Origin of the sequence: Streptomyces specialis, from assembly GCF_001493375.1 — a bacterium.
Taxonomy (GTDB): Bacteria; Actinomycetota; Actinomycetes; order Streptomycetales; family Streptomycetaceae; genus Streptomyces; species Streptomyces specialis.
Window position 1 is genome coordinate 42,363 of record NZ_LN929895.1, and the last position, 18,169, is coordinate 60,531.

Here is an 18,169-nt window from a genome sequence, read left to right on the forward strand (position 1 = left end):
CGGGCGGCCGGGCCGTCGCGTTGCCCCGATGGAGCAGCGCGCCACCCGCTGGGACGCACTCCGGTCGCGGATCCGATAACGGGCTGTTCGCATAGGTGACAACCCGTCACGCCACCTCGCGTGCGGCAGACGACCGGAGGTCACCCGTCCATGAAGTCCCTGCACCCCCGAGCCAGCCGGCTGGCCGCAGCCGCCGCCACCGCCGTGATCGCCCTCGGCATCGGCGCCCCCGTGGCCGCCGGCCTCGGCACGCCCGCCACGCTCGTCGACGACGGGGCCAACCCCGTTCAGACCACCACCAGCCCCCCCCCCGCCCCCGCGCCCCTCACCATCTCGCCCAGCTCCGGCGGCGCCAACCCCGCCGTCACCGTCAGGTCGAGCTGCGCGCCGAGCGGCCCGGCCACCTCGGACGCGTTCCAGCAGAGCATCACGCTCCAGCAGAGCGGCAACCAGTGGGTCGGCACCGGCCGCATCAGGACCAGCGGTCTCACGGTCGGCCGGACCTACACCGTCACCGTCCGCTGCACCGACGGCGTGACGCTGAGCACGTCGTTCACGTACACCTCGACCACGCCCTCCGGCGGCGCCTCGGCCGGGTTCGGCGGCGCGGCCGGCGGCGCGGGCGGCGCGAGCACGGCGGCGACCATGCTGGCCGTCGGCGGCGGACTCGCCATCGCCGGAACGGTCGGCTACGCCTTCTTCAACCGGCGCCGCCGCGTCGGCAGCCACTACTGAGAGAGGCGGGCGTGCCCAAGATCCCGTGGCTCCGGCGGCTGAGGCGGCCCAAGGGCTCCGAACGGCCCGCGCGGGTCAAGACGCCCAAGGCGCCCAAGGCCCCGAAGGAACCGAGGACGCCGAAGGCACCGAAGGTGTCCAAGCCGCCGAGGACCAAGGGAGTCGAGGCCAAGGCACCGAAGCCGCCGAAGGCACCCAGGATGCCCCGGGCGCCGAAGACGCCCACGGCGCCCGGGGCGCCGCGGGCCGGAAGGCCGCGGCGATCCGGGCCGCTGGGCCGCGCCGAGCGGATCCCGGGCGCCGGGCAGCCCGGACGCGGCAAGCACCGGAAGCGTTCCAGGAGCCCCGGGAAGCCCAGGAGCCTCACCGGGCTGAAGGTGCTGAACGCGCCGAAGGAGCCGAAGAGCGCGAAGGGGCCGAAGGGCCCCCGGCGGGCCGAACGGGCCAAGCGGCCCGCCCGTCCCCGCCGCGCCGGATGGCGGCCGTGGCCGGGGCGGCCCCGGCGGCAGGAACGGCTGCGCCGGCCCAGGCCGGTCAAGCCGCGCGCGCGGCTGCGGCCGGTCCTGCGGCGGCAGGCCGGGCGCCTGCGCGTCCTGGTCAGGCCCCTGCACCGGCTCGGCGAGTGGTACCGGCGGACCGTGCCCCTGCTGGGGGCCAGGTGCCGGGCCCGCGCCGGACGGGCCGCCGCCACCCTCCGGGCCGCCGCGCGGCTCGGCCCGGCACCGGCACGGCCCCCGGCGCCGACGGACACCCCCGACACCGGCACCACCCGGGCCGCACCCGATCCTGGCTCCTATAGCCATCTGGCGCCGCCGACGTCACGGGTAGCGCATCTGCGGTGTGGCGCGTCAGTTCCAACCTACGTCCACAAGAGGCAGTACGAAGCTGTGCTACGCGCACCTCGGGAAAAGACGGCATACGATATTCCTGCCTGTCTCGTGGGCGCGGAGATGTGTAAAAGAGCCGGACCCGGGCCGCACCCGATCCCCCCGCTCCCGGCCAAGCCGCTCCCACCGCTCCCGCTCCCGGTGCCGGGGAGCCGCGCCGGCCGGCCGCGCCCAGCCGGGCCGGCCGGCTCGTCGGCCGGCTCCTCCGGGTCGTCGGGCTCGGCAGACGCCGCCGCAGACCGTCCCGTCCGCCCCGCCCCGTCGTCCGCCCGTCCGCGCAGACCCGGCAGCAGCGGCTGGCGATCCGCTGCCGCCGCCTGGAGACGCTGGCCGCGACCAGCGCCGTCACGGTGGGCCTGCTCGCCGGAATCCTCGGTCCCGACCCCGACGACGGCGTCCGGGAGGCCCGCGCCTCCAGCAGCATCGCGGAAGGCGTCTCCCGCCCCGGCGCGGTCGACGCGCCCGGCGCCGCACCCGACGCGGGCTCCACGGCCGACCTCGACCAGTCGCTGACGGGCGAACCCTCCTCCGTGGTGGCCCCGCCGCTGATGCGATCCGCCCCGACCCGGGTCCGTATCCCGCAACTGGCCACCGACGTCGAGGTCTTCGGCGCCGATCTGGCACCCGACGGGGCACCGCCCTCGCCGTCCGTCGAGGACGCGATGCGCGCCGCCTGGTACGCGGGCGGAGTGGCCCCCGGCGAACGGGGCGCCGCCATCCTCGTCGGACACCTGGACACCTACGACGGCCCGGCCGCCTTCGCGGGGCTCGGTTCGCTGCGTCCCGGCGAGAACATCGAGATCGACCGGGCGGACGGCACCACGGCCGTCTTCACCGTCGACTCGGTGGAGCAGTACCCGAAGACCGACTTCCCCGACGAGCGGGTCTACGGCTCGGTCGACACTCCGCAACTCCGGCTGATCACCTGCGGCGGCCGGTGGACCCAGGACGGCGGCTACGACTCCAACATCGTCGCCTACGCCCGGCTCACCGGATCCAGCAGCGGCTCCGGCGGCCAGCCCCAGGGCTCCGGCGGCCCGGGAACGACCGGCCCCTAGCGAGACCCGGTGGGCCCGGCGCACGGGGCCGGGCACGCGAAAGGCGCCCCGCGCGTGCGGGGCGCCTTCCGCCGTCCGGTGCCCGGATGCTCAGGACAGCGTGTCGGCGGCGGTGGGCGAGCTGTCCCGCAGGAACTGGGAGCAGCGCTCGTACTCCTCCTGCTCGCCGATGGCCTGAGCGGCACGGGCCAGGGCGTGCAGGGCGCGCAGGAAGCCGCGGTTGGGTTCGTGCTCGAACGGGATCGGCCCCTGGCCGCGCCAGCCGCTGCGCCGCAGCGCGTCCAGACCCCGGTGGTAGCCCGTGCGGGCGAAGGCGTAGGACTCGACGGTCCGGCCCTCCGCGAACGCGTCGTCCGCGAGCTGCGCCCAGGCCAGGCTCGACGCCGGGTACTTCGCCGCGACCTCGCCGGGAGCCGTGCCGGCCGCCAGCAGCTCGCGGGGTTCGGGATCGTCGGGCAGGTGGGTCGGGGGCGGACCCCCGAGGAGGTTCTCGTGAATGGCCATGGTGTCCAGTCTGCCGTTTCTCCCCCGGTTGCGGCCCGGTCGTCCCCGGGCGCGGGCGTTACTTCAGCTTGGTGGCGGTGGAGCGCAGGTCGGCGCACGCCTGGGTGACGCGCTTGGCCATACCGGCCTCGGCGAGCTTGCCCCAGCTCCGCGGGTCGTAGGTCTTCTTGCTGCCGACCTCGCCGTCCACCTTGAGGACGCCGTCGTAGTTGCGGAACATGTGGTCCGCGACGGGCCGGGTGAAGGCGTACTGCGTGTCGGTGTCCAGGTTCATCTTGACCACGCCGTTGTCGAGCGCGGTGGCGATCTCCTCGCGGGTGGACCCCGAGCCGCCGTGGAACACGAAGTCGAACGGGGCCGGCCGGCCGTACTTGGCGGCGACACCCTCCTGGAGGTCCTTCAGCAGTCCGGGCCGCAGCACGACGTTGCCCGGCTTGTAGACGCCGTGCACGTTGCCGAAGGAGGCGGCCAGCAGGTACCGGCCCTTCTCCCCCAGGCCCAGGGCCTCGGCGGTGCGCAGGGCGTCCTCGACGGTCGTGTACAGCTCGTCGTTGATCTCGTGGCTGACGCCGTCCTCCTCACCGCCGGTCGGGGTGATCTCGACCTCCAGGATGATCTTGGCGGCGGCGGCCTGGGCGAGCAGCTCCTCCGCGATCTCCAGGTTGTGCTTCAGGGTCTCGGCGGAGCCGTCCCACATGTGCGACTGGAAGAGCGGGTTCTCACCACGGGCGACACGCTCTGCCGAGAGGGCGATCAGCGGGCGGACGTACCCGTCCAGCTTGTCCTTGGGACAGTGGTCGGTGTGCAGCGCGATGTTCACCGGGTACTTCTTGGCGACCACATGGGCGAACTCCGCCAGCGCCGTCGCGCCGGACACCATGTCCTTGCTGTACTGACCGCCCAGGAACTCGGCACCGCCGGTGGAGATCTGCACGATCCCGTCGCTCTCCGCCTCGGCGAAGCCACGCAGCGCGGCGTGCAGGGTCTGCGTCGAGGTGACGTTGATGGCCGGGTAGGCGAACTTGCCTGCCTTCGCCCGGTCGAGCATCTCGTTGTAGACCTCGGGGGTCGCGATGGGCATCTGTCCGCTCCTTCGGGGTGAGGATTGCGTTCGACTGCGCGAATATCCTCCCAGACGGCCTCTGCGGCCGGGACGGCACGCGACAGTTTCACGTGAAACCACTACGCGGCGTGAGGGCCCGGTCCGGCCGGGTGGGGTTGTCCGGGTCAGTCGAGATCGGCGAGCGCGTACGCCTGGTAGTACGGCAGTCCGGCCTTCTCGATCGCGGGGGCCGCGCCGCGTTCGACGATGACCGCCACCGCGACCACCTCGGCGCCCGCCTCGCGCAGCGCCTCGACGGCCGTCAGGACCGAACCGCCGGTGGTCGAGGTGTCCTCCACCGCCAGCACGCGGCGCCCGGCGATGTCCGGTCCCTCGATCCGCCGCTGAAGGCCGTGGGCCTTCCCGGCCTTGCGCACCACGAACGCGTCGAGCGTCCGGCCGCGCGCCGCGGCGGCGTGCAGCATGGCGGTGGCGACCGGGTCGGCGCCCAGGGTGAGGCCCCCGACGGCGTCGTAGTCGAGGTCAGCCGTCAGGTCCAGCATCACCTGGCCGACCAGCGGCGCGGCGGCGCCGTCGAGGGTGATCCGGCGCAGATCCACATACCGGTCGGCCTCGCGGCCGGAGGAGAGGATCACCTTGCCGTGGACGACGGCCTTGTCCTTGATCTGCCGGAGCAGTTCGTCACGCACGCTCATGGCTCATGACCCTATGACAGCCGTCGCCACGCCCAGGTGGTGGATATCTCCAGCGGCTCCAGCGGGGTGACCAGACGCGGGTGGGTGTTGAGACCGTTGGGCGGCCCGGACTGCGGCTCGACGCAGACCGCGTCGGCCGTCTCGTCGTAGATCACCACCCAGGGGCTGCGGCTGGTGACCGTCAGCTCCAGCTCCCCCGGCCAGGTGAGGGTGACCGCGACGCCGTCGGCCATCCCGAAGCAGTCGTCCCAGGGGCCGGGCAGTGGGGCGACGCGGCGGCCGGTGGGCAGATGGTCCTCGCCGCGCTCCTCCTGCCAGTCGGCGGCGAAGGAGAGTTCAGCACCCCGGCCGCCGGGCGTCAGCACGCGCGTGAACCAGGGGTGCCAGCCCGCCTGGGCGGGGAACGAGGCACCGTAGGTCTCCACGCCCAGCATCAGGGTGACACTCGCGCCGTCCTCGGCCAGTTGCACGGTCTGGGTGACGCGGCCCGGGTAGGGCCATGGATCGGTGAGGTCGCAGAACAAGGCGGCGCCGGTCGCGTCGGCCCGCGCGATCCGCCACCGGCGGTCGCGGACCGTGCCGTGGAGGGCGTGCGGGCCCGCGTCGGCGGGGAGCTGGTGGATCGTGTCGCCGTTGCGGAACAGGCCGAACCCGGTGCGTCCGCACCAGGGCGCCATCACGAAGGAGCCGAGCCGGGCGCCCTGACGCAGCAGTTCGGCCCCGCCGACCCGCAGGGACGCGATCCGGCCGCCCTGGTCGGGACGGAGGACCAGCTCGGCGTCGGCGGCGCTCAGACGGAGGCCGCGCTCGGTGTCATGGGTGGTCACCCCACGACGATAACGATCCGATCAGCCGACAGCCGCATGAAAACAGGGACCGAGGGGAGGAGAGGCCGGGGCGGTGCGCTACGGGCGGCGGCGCAGGGCCCGGCCCGCGCGCACCGCCGAGGCCAGGGCGACGGCCGCGGCGGGCGCCGCCCAGCGCAGCTTCGCCACCCTGGCCGGGGCGGCACCGGGGGCGGGCGCCGGGGCATACCGTCCGCGCGGCGGCGCGTGGTCGACCTCTTCGGCGCTGCGGCCGATCATGGTGCGCCGCGCGAAGTCGGCCTCCGGCTCGGGAACGACGGCGGCCACGGCGGGCTCCTCGTCCTCCTCCGGGCCGAGCGAGGGCGGCGGGATCTCGATGTCCGGCAGGGCGGCGCGGAAACCGGCGTCCGGCTCCGGCTCGGGCGCGGCCGGGATGCCGGGGATGGCCCGCTCGTTGTCGTCGGGCTCGCCGATGCCGCCGGCTCCGCCCAGGGCGGCGGGCGGCGGGGCCTCGGCGCCCGTCAGCTCGTCGGCCAGCGCCTCGGCGAAACGGTCCAGCAGCCGCCGCCCGGCCGCCTCGCGCTGCGCGGCGGTGAACTCACCGATGCGGCCCTTGGCCTCGATCACCGCGCTGAACGCGACCGTGGTGCCCGAGCCGTCCTCGACCGGGCGCGGCACGGCGGTGATGATCAGGCTCACCGTGCCCGAACCCCGCGCCTCGGTGCCCTCGGCCTCGGCCGTGACGCCCTCGCCCCGCTCGCTCAGCGTCAGCCCGCCCCGGTAGGTGATGGTGGAGGAGCCGATGCGCACGCGCAGCCTCCCCTCCGGCCGGGCCGGGTCGGTCTCCGGCTCCATCTGGAGCCCGGGCACGCAGCGGGTCACCAGCTCCGGGTCGGCGAGCGCGCTCCGCACGGCGCTGACGGCATACGGCAGGAAGACCTCGTGCTCCATGGCGCGGAGCCTACCCACTCGGCGGGGCATATAGCACCGGTGTGACCCGCGACGCCAATCGCGCCGCGGCGCCCTCGTCCACCGGCCCCGCGGCCGCCTCGGCGACCGGCTCGGGCGTCACCTCCGGGGTCACCGGGCGGATCAGGGCCCGCTCGGCGGCCCGCTCCAGCGGGCCCACCGCGGGGACGCAGGCCAGCAGCAGGGCCGTCACACACAGGTTCAGCAGGAGGATGCGGCGCCTGGTGCGCCGCGAGAGGTCCTCCCGGAAGAGCCAGAGCACGACGACGGCGCCGGCCAGCGCGTTGACCACGCCGGTGCACAGGGCCGCGTTGAGCCGGCCGAGCAGCGGGAGGAGGAGAAAGGGGAACGCGAGCCCGCCGAGCAGCGCCCCGACATAGTCCGCCGCGGAGAGGTCGGCCACCGCGCGGCCCGCGTCCTGCTCCCGGATGCGCTGGATGAGCGTCATCAGCAGCGGCATCTCGGCACCGATGAGCACGCCTATCGCGAGCGAGAAGGCGACCAGCAGCGGCCGGGCCCCGCCGAACCACAGGAGGCTGAGATAGAGGACGGTCGCGGAGGAGCCGCCGATCAGCGCGAGCATGGCCTCGATCACCCCGAAGCCGACCGAGGCCCGGCGCCGCAGCCGCTTCGCGCCCAGGGACCCGATGCCCATGGCGAAGACCATCGTGGACAGCACGATGGAGGTGTGGGTGACGGTGTCGCCGACCAGATAGTCGGCGAGGGCGATCAGCTCCAGCTCGTACACCAGGCCGCAGGCGGCGCACACGAAGACGGCGACCAGCACGAGGAATCGCCCGATCCCGGCCGACACGGGCAGCGCGACGACCGGTGAGTGCTCGACCGTTGAGCGCTCGGCTTCGGGCGTCTCGATCATGAACCGAACGTTACGTCACACTTCGCGTTCACCCTGTCACCCACAGGAGTGGACTTCTCCCGCTCCCGCGTGCCGCTCACCCGGGTACGCGTCGCGACCAGGCGCCGTTCGCGTGGATAGGCGTGCCAGGTGCGCCAGTGGACCTGGCCTCCCCGGCGCTGGGCCAGCAGGGCGGTGAACGCGTTGGGGTCGCCCGGGAAAAGCCCGGCGAGGCCGTGCGGATGGTCGGCGACCAGTGCGAGCAGTTCCTGCGCACGGCCCGCGAAGGAACCGGCGCTCAGGCTTTCGACCCGGGCGGCGAATTCATATTCGAAATTCCCCAGGCGCTTGGAAACGCCCAGCGGCAGCGGGGTATTACTGCCCGGCATGCAGGCGACGGTCTCCGAACAGGTGCCTTCCCGCGAGTCAAGCAGCACCTGGTGCGAGGCTCCCAGCACGCGCAACTGCACACGGGCGTCCGCGAGGTCGAGATCCAGGGTGGCCAGGGACGGCAGGGGCTCCTGCCCCAGGGCCCAGGCGAGGTCGTTCGCCCGGGTATCGGTGTAGGCGGTATGGATAGTGGTGAGCATGGGTCGGCTCCCGCGTGCGCGCAGTCGAGGGTGGCGCGGACCGCCCCTCCGGGGGCAACGGGAACACCGAATCATGTAACGCGCCGCCCCCACAGCGGTTTTACCCATCTTCGTCGGATTTCCATCCCGACGGGGAGGGGATGGGTCACCTGTTCACCATTCGGCCGACCGCATGACGAACTTTTATGTTCGTTCAACGTACGAAGAGCAATTCCTGTCGCGCCAATCGCTCCGGAAATGCACCGGATTCCCGGCGACCACTCACCGTTCTTCACGCGGCGGCCACACAAAGGGCACCTCCGGCCCGGACCCGGCTCCGCCGCCCGGGGGTCCCGTCCGCCCCGCGACGGCGGGCGGGCCCCGGAGCGGCGCCGGTGGCAACTGCCAACGGCAACCGTCCTGTTGCCTGTTTCCCCGGGGACGGGGATTTCACGCCCCCCGCGCTACGACGGCGGCGCGAGCAGCCGTTCGATCCGCTCGACCTTGGTGGTCAGCCCGTCGGTGACGCCGTCGCGCACATCGGCCTTGAGGACCAGGCTGACCCGCCCGGACCGGGCGCGGACCGCCTCCACGGCCCGCTTCACCACGTCCATGACCTCGTCCCACTCGCCTTCGAGGCTGGTGAACATGGCGTCGGTGCGGTTCGGCAGGCCGCTCTCGCGGACCACGCGCACGGCCTCGGCCACCTCCTCGCCCACGTCCTCGCCGGTGCCGATGGGCGTCACGGAGAAGGCGACGATCATGCCCCGGCCTCTCCACCGGCCGTGTCGTCACCGGCGCCACCGGCATCATCGGCGTCACCGGCGTTCCGGGGGCCTTCGGCCGACTCCTCGACGTCCTTGGCCAGGCCGAGCCGCTCCACGATCCACTTGTCGAACTCGCCGGCCGCGCGCACCCAGCTCACGACCGTCGCCACGAAGTGGTCGAACGCGACGCCGGCCCCGAGCAGCAGGTGGAAGTCCCCCACCATCCGGACGACGCCGTCGTCCTGGGTGTGGGTGTAGACCTTCGGCCACAGGGACGAGTGGTTCCACTCGTCGACGCTCTCCAGCAGCCGCGGCTTGTCGTCCACGCTGTGCGGATACCCGTAGAACGTCCGTACGATCAGCACCCGCTGGCGCTCCTCGCCGCGGAACATGAAGTAGACGCGGAAGTTCTTCCAGGGGGCGACGACATCGCCCTCCTTGTCCACGATGTACTTCACCTTCATCCGGTCCAGGAGCTGCTTGACGAGGTCCTGGTTCGGCGTGACGGGCCCGGTGGGCTTGGCGGCCTGCGGGGCGCTCGGCGGGGTGCTCTTCCGCTTGTCCTGCGAGCCCCCGAAGTTCGGGATCGCGGACGGATCGACAGACACGGGACGATTCCCTTCGTACGACTGCGGGCTTTCCCCATCCTCCCCCATACCGGCTTCCGGCACATCATCGGACCATCGGGCCGGAGCCGGTACGGGAGCGGGGCGGGGCCTAGCGCACGGCCTCGATCGCGAGCCCGCCGTCCACCGCCGCGTCCACCCGGACGGTGTCGCCGTCTCTTACCTCGCCGGCGAGGATCTTCCGGGCGAGCGGGTCGCCGATCGCGGTCTGCACCAGCCGCCGCAGCGGCCGGGCGCCGTACGCCGGGTCGTTCCCCTCGGCGGCGAGCCAGCCGAGGGCCAGCTCGGTGACGTCGAGGGTGAGCCGCCGGTCGGCCAGCCGCCGCTGGAGCGAGCCGATCTGGAGCCGCGCGATACGGCCCAGTTCCTCGGGCCCGAGCGCGCCGAAGATGACGACGTCGTCCAGCCGGTTGAGGAACTCCGGCCGGAACGCGGCCCGCACCGCCGCCAGCACCTCCTCGCGCCGGTCGGCCGCCTTGGTCAGGGGGTCGATCAGGTGCTGGCTGCCGAGGTTGGAGGTGAGGATGAGGATGGTGTTGCGGAAGTCGACCGTCCGGCCCTGTCCGTCCGTCAGCCGCCCGTCGTCCAGCACCTGGAGCAGCACGTCGAACACCTCGTGGTGCGCCTTCTCCACCTCGTCCAGCAGCACCACCGTGTACGGGCGCCGCCGCACCGCCTCCGTGAGCTGGCCGCCCTCCTCGTACCCCACGTATCCGGGGGGCGCGCCGACGAGCCTGGCCACCGAGTGCTTCTCGCCGTACTCGCTCATGTCGATGCGGACCATGGCCCGCTCGTCGTCGAAGAGGAAGTCGGCCAGCGCCTTGGCCAGCTCGGTCTTGCCCACGCCGGTCGGGCCCAGGAAGAGGAACGAGCCGGTGGGCCGGTCCGGGTCCGCCACGCCGGCCCGGCTGCGGCGCACCGCGTCGGACACGGCCCGCACCGCCTCGGTCTGGCCGATCAGCCGCTTGCCCAGCTCCTCCTCCATGCGGAGCAGCTTCTCGGTCTCGCCCTCCAGCAGCCGCCCGGCCGGGATGCCGGTCCAGGAGGACACCACGTCCGCGATGTCGTCCGGGCCGACCTCCTCCTTGACCATGGTGGTCGCGGCGGCTTCCTGCTCGGCCTCGGAGGCGGCGGCCAGCTCCCGTTCCAGGGCCGGGATCTCGCCGTAGAGCAGCTTGGAGGCGGCTTCGAAGTCACCGTCGCGCTGGGCTCGTTCGGCCAGACCGCGCTGCTCGTCCAGGCGCTCCTTCAGCTCGCCGACGCGGTTGAGGCTCTGCTTCTCCTTCTCCCAGCGGGCCGTCAGGCCGCGCAGCTCCTCCTCGCGGTCGGCCAGCTCGCGCCGCAGCCGGGCCAGCCGCTCCCGGGAGGAGGGGTCGGACTCGTTGGCGAGCGCCATCTCCTCCATCCGCAGCCGGTCCACCGAACGCTGGAGCTCGTCGATCTCCACGGGCGAGGAGTCGATCTCCATCCGCAGCCGCGACGCGGCCTCGTCCACCAGGTCGATCGCCTTGTCCGGCAGGAAGCGTGACGTGATGTACCGGTCGGAGAGCGCGGCGGCGGCGACCAGGGAGCCGTCCGCGATCTGCACCTTGTGGTGGGCCTCGTACCGGCCCTTGAGGCCGCGCAGGATCGCGATGGTGTCCTCGACGCTGGGCTCGGCCACCAGCACCTGCTGGAAGCGGCGCTCCAGCGCGGCGTCCTTCTCGATCCGCTCGCGGTACTCGTCCAGCGTGGTCGCGCCGACCATCCGCAGCTCGCCGCGCGCCAGCATCGGCTTGAGCATGTTGCCCGCGTCCATGGCCGAGTCGCCGCCGGCGCCCGCGCCGACGACCGTGTGCAGCTCGTCGATGAAGGTGATGATCCGGCCGCCGCTGTCCTTGATCTCGGCGAGCACGGCCTTCAGCCGCTCCTCGAACTCGCCGCGGTACTTGGCCCCGGCGACCATGGCGCCGAGGTCCAGGGAGACGAGCCGCTTGTTCTTCAGCGACTCGGGCACGTCCCCCTTGACGATGCGCTGGGCGAGCCCCTCGACGACGGCGGTCTTGCCGACGCCGGGCTCGCCGATGAGGACCGGGTTGTTCTTGGTGCGGCGCGAGAGCACCTGGACGACGCGGCGGATCTCGTGGTCCCGGCCGATCACCGGGTCGAGCCGGCCCTCGCGGGCCGCCGCCGTGAAGTCCGTGCCGAACTTCTCCAGCGCCTTGTACGTGCCCTCCGGGTCGGCCGTGGTGACGCGCTGTCCGCCGCGGCCGGCCTGGAAGGCGTCGAGCAGCTTGCGGTCGGCGGCGCCCTGGCCGGTGAGCAGCTCCCCGGCCTGTCCGCCCTTGGCGGCGAGGCCGATCAGCAGGTGCTCGGTGGAGACATAGGCGTCACCCAGCTCCTGGGCGCGCCGGGAGGCGTCGGCGAGGACGGCCAGCAGCTCGCGGTTGGGCTGCGGCCGGGCGACGGACGCGCCGCGCACGCTGGGCAGCGCGGCGAGCAGCCGCTCGGCGCCCGCGCGCAGAGTCGCCTGGTCGGCGCCGACGGCGGCGAGGAGGTCCTGCACGTTCTCGTTGTCCTGGCCGGAGAGCAGGGCCAGCAGCAGATGCGCGGGGGTGATGTCGGGGTGGCCGCCGGTCAGGGCGCGGTCGTTGGCCGCGCTGATCGCGTCCCGGCTCCTGTTGGTCAGCTCGGCGTTCACTGGGCCGTTTCCTCCGTAAGCATATGATCTTGAGAGCTAAGCCTGCTAGATCCAACGTACGATAAGTTGAGTCTATTCCACTCAAGACGCTTACGGTCCCCCTCGGGGGCACATCACGCTCCGGCGGCCCCCGCCGTGGCGAGCAGGGCCCGCGCGGCCTCGGGGAACGGCCGGCCGACCACCTGGCCGTCGCCGCTGCCCACCGACATCACGGCGACCAGCGTCCCGGACTCGGTGGCCTCGTCGTACTCCTCCAGCCACGGGCCGCCGCTCGACCCGGCCGTCATGTCGCAGTCGTTCAGCAGCAGCCCGCCCAGGTTCGGCTCCTGCGCCTCACCCTCCGTCAGCACGTCGGTCTCGCCCGCGCAGTACCGCAGCGACTCGCCGTCGTACGGCGCCGCCGCCGGGTACCCCAGCGCGGTGACCGGATCCCCCTCGCGCAGCGGTTCGAACGCGATCCGGTTCGCGCCGTGCGCCTCCCGCACCGTCCGCCCGTCCTTCTCGGCCAGGGTGAGGAACGCGTAGTCGTGCGGCAGGATTTCGGCCGTGGGCCGCGTGACGTCCCAGCCGTCCGGCGTGTGGAACGAGGCGACCCGCCAGGCGTCCTCGCGCCACGCGTCGCCGGCGTGGTCGTAGCCGGGCACGAACCACACCTCTTCCGGCGGCTCCGGCTGCTCGCGGGTCCGCACGCAGTGCGCCGCCGTCGCGACCACACTGCCGTTGGGCGCGTCCACCACCGCGCCCGAACAGAACCCGAGCCGCCCGCCGCCCGCGTCCCAGATCAGCTTGCCCACGGTGGAGACCGCGCCTGTCTCCCACGGCTCGGCGGCCACGGCCGGCGGCGCCGCGACGACCAGCAGGACGGCGGTGAGGGCGGCGGGTATCGGCAGGCGGGTGAGACGCATAGGGACCACCCTGTGATCACCGCTCCGGCATGTCCAGTCACCGTCCGCCGAACGGGTATGACACAGGCCCGCGTTGACGGACCGGCGCCGGCCGGTCGCCGCGACTAGAGTTGCTCAGCATGCCGCAGCGCCGCTTCCTCACCGCCTCGGCCGCCGCTCTCGCGCTGGCCGTGCTGATCGCGGTGGTCACCGCACGCGGCGACCACCCGTTCGCCCTCGACACCGCTCTCCACGACTGGGCGCTGGAGCACCGCTCCCCGGGCTGGGTCGACTTCTTCACGGTCGTCACCGACAGCGGGAGCCGGGGCCTGCCGCATCTGCTGGCCGCCCTCGCCGGTGCCCTGACGGTGCCCCGCGGCCGGCGGTGGGCGGGCGCGATCGTGGGCGCGGGGGCGCTGGTGCTGGCGCAGTGGCTGCGGTACGTGCTGGTCACGGCGGTGGACCGGGCCAGGCCCCCGGCGGCCGACTGGACCCGGCATGTCAACGGCGACGCGCTGCCGTCCGGCCACGCCTCCACGGCGGCGCTCACCGCGATCGGCCTGGCCGTCGCGCTGCTGCCGCACTGCCACCGCACGGTGACCCGCGCGCTGGCCATCGGCGTGCCCGCCGCCGGGGCGGTGGCGGTCGGCGCCAGCCGCGTCTCCCTCGGCGTGCACTGGCCCACCGACATCCTGGCGGGCTGGCTGTTCGCCACCGTCGTGACCTGCGTCCTCCTCCCGCCGCTCGGCCGCGCCCTGGGCCGGACGCGGGAGTGACGGAACGGGCGCGGGCGAAGGGTCAGCCCCGGCGGTCCGGGCGCCACACCACGATCGCCGCCGAGTGGCGCACGTCCTGGTACGGCACCAGATCGCGGCGGTAGGACGCGTGCACCTGGGCCTCGCGCTGCCGCATCGCGCTGGCGGCGCCCTCCACGGCCTGCTGCAACTCGGCCACCGTCGCCTGGAGCGCGGCGACCTGCTTCTCCAGCTCGATGATCCGCTTGATGCCGGCCAGGTTGATGCCCTCGACCTGGGACAGCCGCTGCACCTCGCGCAGCAGCCGGATGTCCCGGGCCGAGTAGCGCCGGCCACGACCGGCGGTCCGGTCCGGGGAGACCAGACCCAGCCGGTCGTACTGGCGCAGCGTCTGCGGGTGCAACCCGGAGAGCTGCGCCGCTACCGAGATGACGTACACCGGAGACTCGTCGGTCAGTTCGTAGGGGTTGCTGTGTCCGTTCCGGCCGTCCATCTCTCGTTACTCTCCCTTCGCGGCCTCGAACAGCCCTGCCCGAGGATCCTCGTCCCGCACCGCCGCGCGGTACTCCTCAAGGGCCTTCCTCGCCTCGTCGCCCAGCTCGCGCGGCACGGCCACCTCGATGGTGACCAGCAGGTCGCCCCGGGTGCCGTCCTTGCGGACCGCGCCCTTGCCCCGCGCCCGCATCGTGCGCCCGCCGGGGGTGCCCGGCGGCAGCTTGAGCGTCACCGGCGGGCCGCTCAGGGTGGGCACCCTGATCTCGGCGCCGAGGGCGGCCTCCGGGAAGGTCACCGGCACCGTGATCGTCAGGTTGTCGCCCCGGCGGCCGAAGACGGGGTGCTCGTCCACATGCACCACGACGTACAGGTCGCCGTTGGGGCCGCCGCGCTCGCCCGGCGCGCCCTTGCCGCGCAGCCGGATGCGCTGCCCGTCGTCCACGCCGGGCGGGATGCGGACCTGCATGGTGCGCGAACTGGTCGCCCGGCCGCTGCCCCGGCACACCGGGCACGGGTCCTGCGCGATCAGGCCCCGGCCCCGGCAGTCCATGCACGGGTCGGTGAGCGAGAACCCGCCCCCGCCGCCCCGGCTGACCTGCCCGGTGCCGACGCACGTCGGGCACACCCGCGGCGTGCCGTTCTTGTCGCCGGTGCCGGAGCACGCCTTGCAGGCCGCGCTGGACGACATCCGCAGCGGCACGGTCGCCCCGGCCACCGCCTCGGTGAAGCTGAGCGTCACCTCGGACTCGATGTCCTGACCGCGCCGCGGCTGTGTGCGCGTCCCCGGCCCGGTCCGGTTGAACAGGCCGCCGAAGACGTCCCCGAGCCCGCCGCCGAAACCACCGGCCCCGGGGCCTCCCGGCCCGCCGGGACCGGCGGGACCGCCGGGCTGGGTCCCGCCGAACAGGTCGCCGAGGTCGAAGTTGAACTGCCCGCCCCCGCCGGGACCGGGGCGGAAGCCGCCGTTCCCGAAGAGGGCGCGCGCCTCGTCGTACTCCTTGCGCCGCCGGGCGTCACCGAGCACGTCGTACGCCTCGGAGACGCTCTTGAAGCGGTCCTCGGCCCGGGCGTCCCCCTTGTTCGCGTCCGGGTGGTACTCCCGGGCGAGCGCGCGGTACGCCTTCTTGATCTCCGCCTCGGTCGCGTCCTTCGGGACGCCGAGGACCTTGTAGTAGTCCTTCTCGATGAAGTCCTTGGTGCTCATCCCCGGCGTCCCTCCTTCCGCTGCCTCGCGTCACCCGGCGCGTCAGCCCTCGTCCGGGCCACCGCCGTCTTCCTTCTCCGGCGTGCTCTCGTCCTGGTCCGCCGGCTTGCCCGGCTGCGGCTCGGCGACGCCGACCCTGGCGGGCCGGATCGTACGCTCGCCGATGCGGTACCCAGGCTGGAGGATCTGCACGCACGTCGTCTCCGTGACGTCCGGCGAGTAGCTGTGCATCAGGGCCTCGTGCACCATCGGGTCGAAGGGCTCGCCCTCCTTGCCGAACTGCATCAGGCCCATCTTCGCCGCGACCGTCTCCAGCGACTCGGCGACCTGCTTGAAGCCGCCGACCAGCTCCCCGTGGTCCCGGGCGCGGCCGATGTCGTCGAGCACCGGCAGCAGCTCGGTCAGGAGATTGGCCACGGCCATCTCCTTGACCGCGATCCGGTCCCGCTCCACCCGGCGGCGGTAGTTCTGGAACTCCGCCTGGAGCCGCTGGAGGTCCTGGGTGCGCTCGGTCAGCGCCGAACGCGCCTGGTCGAGCTGGGCGGTCAGGGCGACGTCCTGACGGTCCTTCGCGTCCTTCTGGTCCGGTGACGCCTGCGGCTCGGCGGAACCGCCGTCCTCCTCGGGGGCGGCCCCCCCGCCGAGTTCGTCGGACGCGGCGGACTCGACGGGTGCCTCGGGGGTCGCCGCCTCGGCGTCGGGGACCTCGGGCTCCTTGTCGAAGCCCTGCGGGTCCTGGGTCACGCCGCACCACCCTTCGGCTTGTCGTCGTCCACGATCTCGGCGTCCACGACGTCCTCGTCGGCGCCGCCGGGCGCGGCGCTCTCGGTGCCGCCGGGCTCCGCGTCGCCGGCCGCTTGCGCCGCCTGGGTGTCGGCGTACATCGCCTGGCCCAGCTTCTGGCTGGTGGCCGCGACCTTCTCGGACGCCTCGCGGATGGCGGCGGTGTCCTCGCCCTTCAGCTTCTCCTTCAGGTCGGCGATGGCGGCCTCGACCTCGGTCTTGACCTCGCCGGGCACCTTCTCGGAGTTCTCCTTGATGAAGTTCTCCGTGGAGTAGACGAGCTGCTCGGCCTGGTTGCGCGTCTCGGCGGCCTCGCGGCGGCGGGCGTCCTCGTCCGCGTACTGCTCGGCGTCGCGCATCATCCGCTCGATGTCGTCCTTCGGCAGCGCGGAGCCGCCGGTGACGGTCATCCGCTGCTCCTTGCCGGTGCCGAGGTCCTTGGCGGAGACGTGCATGATGCCGTTCGCGTCGATGTCGAAGGTGACCTCGATCTGCGGGACGCCGCGCGGCGCCGGGGGCAGGCCGGTCAGCTCGAACATCCCGAGCTTCTTGTTGTACGCCGCGATCTCGCGCTCGCCCTGGTAGACCTGGATCTGCACCGACGGCTGGTTGTCCTCGGCGGTGGTGAAGATCTCCGAGCGCTTGGTCGGGATCGTGGTGTTCCGCTCGATCAGCTTGGTCATGATGCCGCCCTTGGTCTCGATACCGAGGGACAGCGGGGTGACGTCCAGCAGCAGGACGTCCTTGACCTCGCCCTTGAGCACACCGGCCTGGAGGCTGGCGCCGATGGCGACGACCTCGTCCGGGTTCACGCCCTTGTTCGCGTCCTTGCCGCCGGTCAGCTCGCGCACCAGCTCCGCCACGGCGGGCATCCGGGTCGAGCCGCCGACCAGGACCACGTGGTCGATCTCGGACAGGTGGATCCCGGCGTCCTTGATCACGTTGTGGAACGGGGTCTTGCAGCGCTCCAGCAGGTCCGCGGTGAGCTGCTGGAACTGCGCCCGGGTGAGCTTCTCGTCCATGTGCAGCGGGCCCTCGGCGGACGCCGTGATGTAGGGCAGGTTGATCGTGGTCTCGGTGGACGAGGACAGCTCGATCTTGGCCTTCTCGGCCGACTCGCGCAGCCGCTGGAGGGCCATCTTGTCCTTGGACAGGTCCACACCGTGCGCGTTCTGGAACTGGCGGACCAGGTGGTCCACGACGCGCTGGTCCCAGTCGTCACCACCGAGGTGGTTGTCACCGTTGGTCGCCTTCACCTCGACGACGCCGTCGCCGATCTCCAGCAGCGAGACGTCGAAGGTGCCGCCACCGAGGTCGAAGACCAGGATGGTCTGGTCGTCCTTCTCCAGGCCGTAGGCCAGGGCGGCGGCGGTGGGCTCGTTGACGATGCGGAGCACGTTCAGCCCCGCGATCTCACCGGCCTCCTTGGTGGCCTGCCGCTCGTGGTCGTTGAAGTAGGCCGGGACGGTGATGACCGCGTCCGTGACCTTCTCGCCCAGGTACGCCTCGGCGTCCCGCTTCAGCTTCTGCAGGATGAACGCGCTGATCTGCTGCGGGTTGAAGTCCTTGCCGTCCAGACCGATCTTCCAGTCCGTGCCCATGTGGCGCTTGACCGAGCGGATCGTCCGGTCCACGTTGGTGACGGCCTGGCGCTTGGCCACCTCGCCGACCAGCACCTCGCCGTTCTTCGCGAAGGCCACGACGGACGGCGTGGTCCTGGCGCCCTCGGCGTTGGTGATGACGGTGGGCTCACCGCCTTCGAGAACACTGACGACGGAGTTCGTCGTGCCCAGGTCGATGCCGACCGCACGTGCCATTTCGATATCCTCCAGC

The 18,169-nt window shown here is 72.8% G+C and carries 17 protein-coding genes and 1 pseudogene; 3 read left to right on the forward strand and 15 right to left on the reverse strand.

Annotated features, from left to right (window positions below; translation table 11 throughout):
* Positions 1-150 precede the first annotated feature (150 nt).
* Positions 151-735 (forward strand): hypothetical protein, encoded by a 585-nt coding sequence (locus tag BN2279_RS14870; protein ID WP_059009782.1) that lies wholly within the window; start codon positions 151-153, stop codon positions 733-735.
* 1,237 nt (positions 736-1,972) lie between these two features.
* Positions 1,973-2,680 (forward strand): class F sortase, encoded by a 708-nt coding sequence (locus BN2279_RS14880; protein ID WP_059009788.1) that lies wholly within the window; start codon positions 1,973-1,975, stop codon positions 2,678-2,680.
* Positions 2,681-2,770: 90 nt separating this feature from the next.
* On the opposite strand, the gene BN2279_RS14885 is transcribed toward BN2279_RS14880, so the two are convergent.
* From BN2279_RS14885 to BN2279_RS14935, 11 genes and pseudogenes are all read right to left on the reverse strand, one after another.
* Positions 2,771-3,184: a DUF3151 domain-containing protein gene (locus tag BN2279_RS14885; protein WP_059009790.1), complete on the reverse strand. Its 414-nt coding sequence runs from the start codon at positions 3,182-3,184 to the stop codon at positions 2,771-2,773.
* A 58-nt stretch (positions 3,185-3,242) separates the two neighbouring features.
* The gene (gene fbaA / locus BN2279_RS14890; RefSeq protein ID WP_059009792.1) at positions 3,243-4,265 is read right to left on the reverse strand and encodes a class II fructose-bisphosphate aldolase; all 1,023 of its coding nucleotides are present in this window, start codon (positions 4,263-4,265) and stop codon (positions 3,243-3,245) included.
* 146 nt (positions 4,266-4,411) lie between these two features.
* Complete coding sequence (gene pyrE, locus BN2279_RS14895) at positions 4,412-4,942, reverse strand: orotate phosphoribosyltransferase (protein WP_059009795.1); 531 nt, start codon at positions 4,940-4,942, stop codon at positions 4,412-4,414.
* Positions 4,943-4,953: 11 nt separating this feature from the next.
* Positions 4,954-5,769, reverse strand: coding sequence for an aldose epimerase family protein (locus tag BN2279_RS14900; RefSeq protein WP_059009797.1), 816 nt, complete (start codon positions 5,767-5,769; stop codon positions 4,954-4,956).
* Between the two features lie 78 nt (positions 5,770-5,847).
* Complete coding sequence (locus BN2279_RS14905; protein ID WP_059009798.1) at positions 5,848-6,699, reverse strand: SRPBCC domain-containing protein; 852 nt, start codon at positions 6,697-6,699, stop codon at positions 5,848-5,850.
* A gap of 142 nt (positions 6,700-6,841) precedes the next feature.
* Positions 6,842-7,594: pseudogene (locus BN2279_RS14910) on the reverse strand (spermidine synthase); the annotation flags it as partial.
* Positions 7,591-8,163, reverse strand: coding sequence for a DUF2617 family protein (locus BN2279_RS14915; protein ID WP_059009800.1), 573 nt, complete (start codon positions 8,161-8,163; stop codon positions 7,591-7,593). The pseudogene BN2279_RS14910 and the gene BN2279_RS14915, both read right to left, overlap by 4 nt.
* A 443-nt stretch (positions 8,164-8,606) precedes the next feature.
* Positions 8,607-8,906: an MTH1187 family thiamine-binding protein gene (locus BN2279_RS14920; protein WP_059009802.1), complete on the reverse strand. Its 300-nt coding sequence runs from the start codon at positions 8,904-8,906 to the stop codon at positions 8,607-8,609.
* A complete protein-coding gene (locus BN2279_RS14925) occupies positions 8,903-9,517 on the reverse strand; it encodes a type III secretion system chaperone family protein (protein WP_059009804.1) in 615 nt (204 codons plus the stop codon). Before BN2279_RS14925 ends, BN2279_RS14920 begins: the two co-directional genes overlap by 4 nt.
* A 109-nt stretch (positions 9,518-9,626) precedes the next feature.
* Positions 9,627-12,215, reverse strand: a complete 2,589-nt coding sequence (clpB, locus tag BN2279_RS14930; RefSeq protein ID WP_059009806.1) for an ATP-dependent chaperone ClpB — start codon at positions 12,213-12,215, stop codon at positions 9,627-9,629.
* Between the two features lie 113 nt (positions 12,216-12,328).
* Positions 12,329-13,120 (reverse strand): trypsin-like serine peptidase, encoded by a 792-nt coding sequence (locus BN2279_RS14935; protein WP_059009808.1) that lies wholly within the window; start codon positions 13,118-13,120, stop codon positions 12,329-12,331.
* A 119-nt stretch (positions 13,121-13,239) separates the two neighbouring features.
* Here BN2279_RS14935 and BN2279_RS14940 point away from each other — a divergent pair, with 119 nt between their 5' ends.
* Complete coding sequence (locus BN2279_RS14940; protein WP_059010841.1) at positions 13,240-13,875, forward strand: phosphatase PAP2 family protein; 636 nt, start codon at positions 13,240-13,242, stop codon at positions 13,873-13,875.
* Between the two features lie 22 nt (positions 13,876-13,897).
* On the opposite strand, the gene BN2279_RS14945 is transcribed toward BN2279_RS14940, so the two are convergent.
* The 4 genes from BN2279_RS14945 to dnaK are packed head-to-tail and all read right to left on the reverse strand — an operon-like array spanning position 13,898 to position 18,153.
* Complete coding sequence (locus tag BN2279_RS14945) at positions 13,898-14,347, reverse strand: heat shock protein transcriptional repressor HspR (protein ID WP_059009810.1); 450 nt, start codon at positions 14,345-14,347, stop codon at positions 13,898-13,900.
* 6 nt (positions 14,348-14,353) lie between these two features.
* A complete protein-coding gene (dnaJ, locus tag BN2279_RS14950; protein ID WP_059009812.1) occupies positions 14,354-15,553 on the reverse strand; it encodes a molecular chaperone DnaJ in 1,200 nt (399 codons plus the stop codon).
* A 42-nt stretch (positions 15,554-15,595) separates the two neighbouring features.
* Complete coding sequence (grpE, locus tag BN2279_RS14955; protein ID WP_059009814.1) at positions 15,596-16,297, reverse strand: nucleotide exchange factor GrpE; 702 nt, start codon at positions 16,295-16,297, stop codon at positions 15,596-15,598.
* On the reverse strand, positions 16,294-18,153 hold the full coding sequence (dnaK, locus tag BN2279_RS14960) for a molecular chaperone DnaK (RefSeq protein ID WP_059009815.1): 1,860 nt from the start codon (positions 18,151-18,153) through the stop codon (positions 16,294-16,296). Before dnaK ends, grpE begins: the two co-directional genes overlap by 4 nt.
* Positions 18,154-18,169 lie beyond the last annotated feature (16 nt).

What these genes read in the sequence shown, in the direction of transcription:
- BN2279_RS14870 (WP_059009782.1), top strand. Translation starts at nt 151, where the DNA reads ATGAAGTCCCTGCACCCCCGAGCCAGCCGGCTGGCCGCAGCCGCCGCC.
- BN2279_RS14885 (WP_059009790.1), bottom strand. Translation starts at nt 3,184, where the DNA reads ATGGCCATTCACGAGAACCTCCTCGGGGGTCCGCCCCCGACCCACCTG.
- fbaA (WP_059009792.1), bottom strand. Translation starts at nt 4,265, where the DNA reads ATGCCCATCGCGACCCCCGAGGTCTACAACGAGATGCTCGACCGGGCG.
- pyrE (WP_059009795.1), bottom strand. Translation starts at nt 4,942, where the DNA reads ATGAGCGTGCGTGACGAACTGCTCCGGCAGATCAAGGACAAGGCCGTC.
- BN2279_RS14905 (WP_059009798.1), bottom strand. Translation starts at nt 6,699, where the DNA reads ATGGAGCACGAGGTCTTCCTGCCGTATGCCGTCAGCGCCGTGCGGAGC.
- BN2279_RS14915 (WP_059009800.1), bottom strand. Translation starts at nt 8,163, where the DNA reads ATGCTCACCACTATCCATACCGCCTACACCGATACCCGGGCGAACGAC.
- BN2279_RS14920 (WP_059009802.1), bottom strand. Translation starts at nt 8,906, where the DNA reads ATGATCGTCGCCTTCTCCGTGACGCCCATCGGCACCGGCGAGGACGTG.
- BN2279_RS14935 (WP_059009808.1), bottom strand. Translation starts at nt 13,120, where the DNA reads ATGCGTCTCACCCGCCTGCCGATACCCGCCGCCCTCACCGCCGTCCTG.
- BN2279_RS14940 (WP_059010841.1), top strand. Translation starts at nt 13,240, where the DNA reads ATGCCGCAGCGCCGCTTCCTCACCGCCTCGGCCGCCGCTCTCGCGCTG.
- BN2279_RS14945 (WP_059009810.1), bottom strand. Translation starts at nt 14,347, where the DNA reads ATGGACGGCCGGAACGGACACAGCAACCCCTACGAACTGACCGACGAG.
- dnaJ (WP_059009812.1), bottom strand. Translation starts at nt 15,553, where the DNA reads ATGAGCACCAAGGACTTCATCGAGAAGGACTACTACAAGGTCCTCGGC.
- dnaK (WP_059009815.1), bottom strand. Translation starts at nt 18,153, where the DNA reads ATGGCACGTGCGGTCGGCATCGACCTGGGCACGACGAACTCCGTCGTC.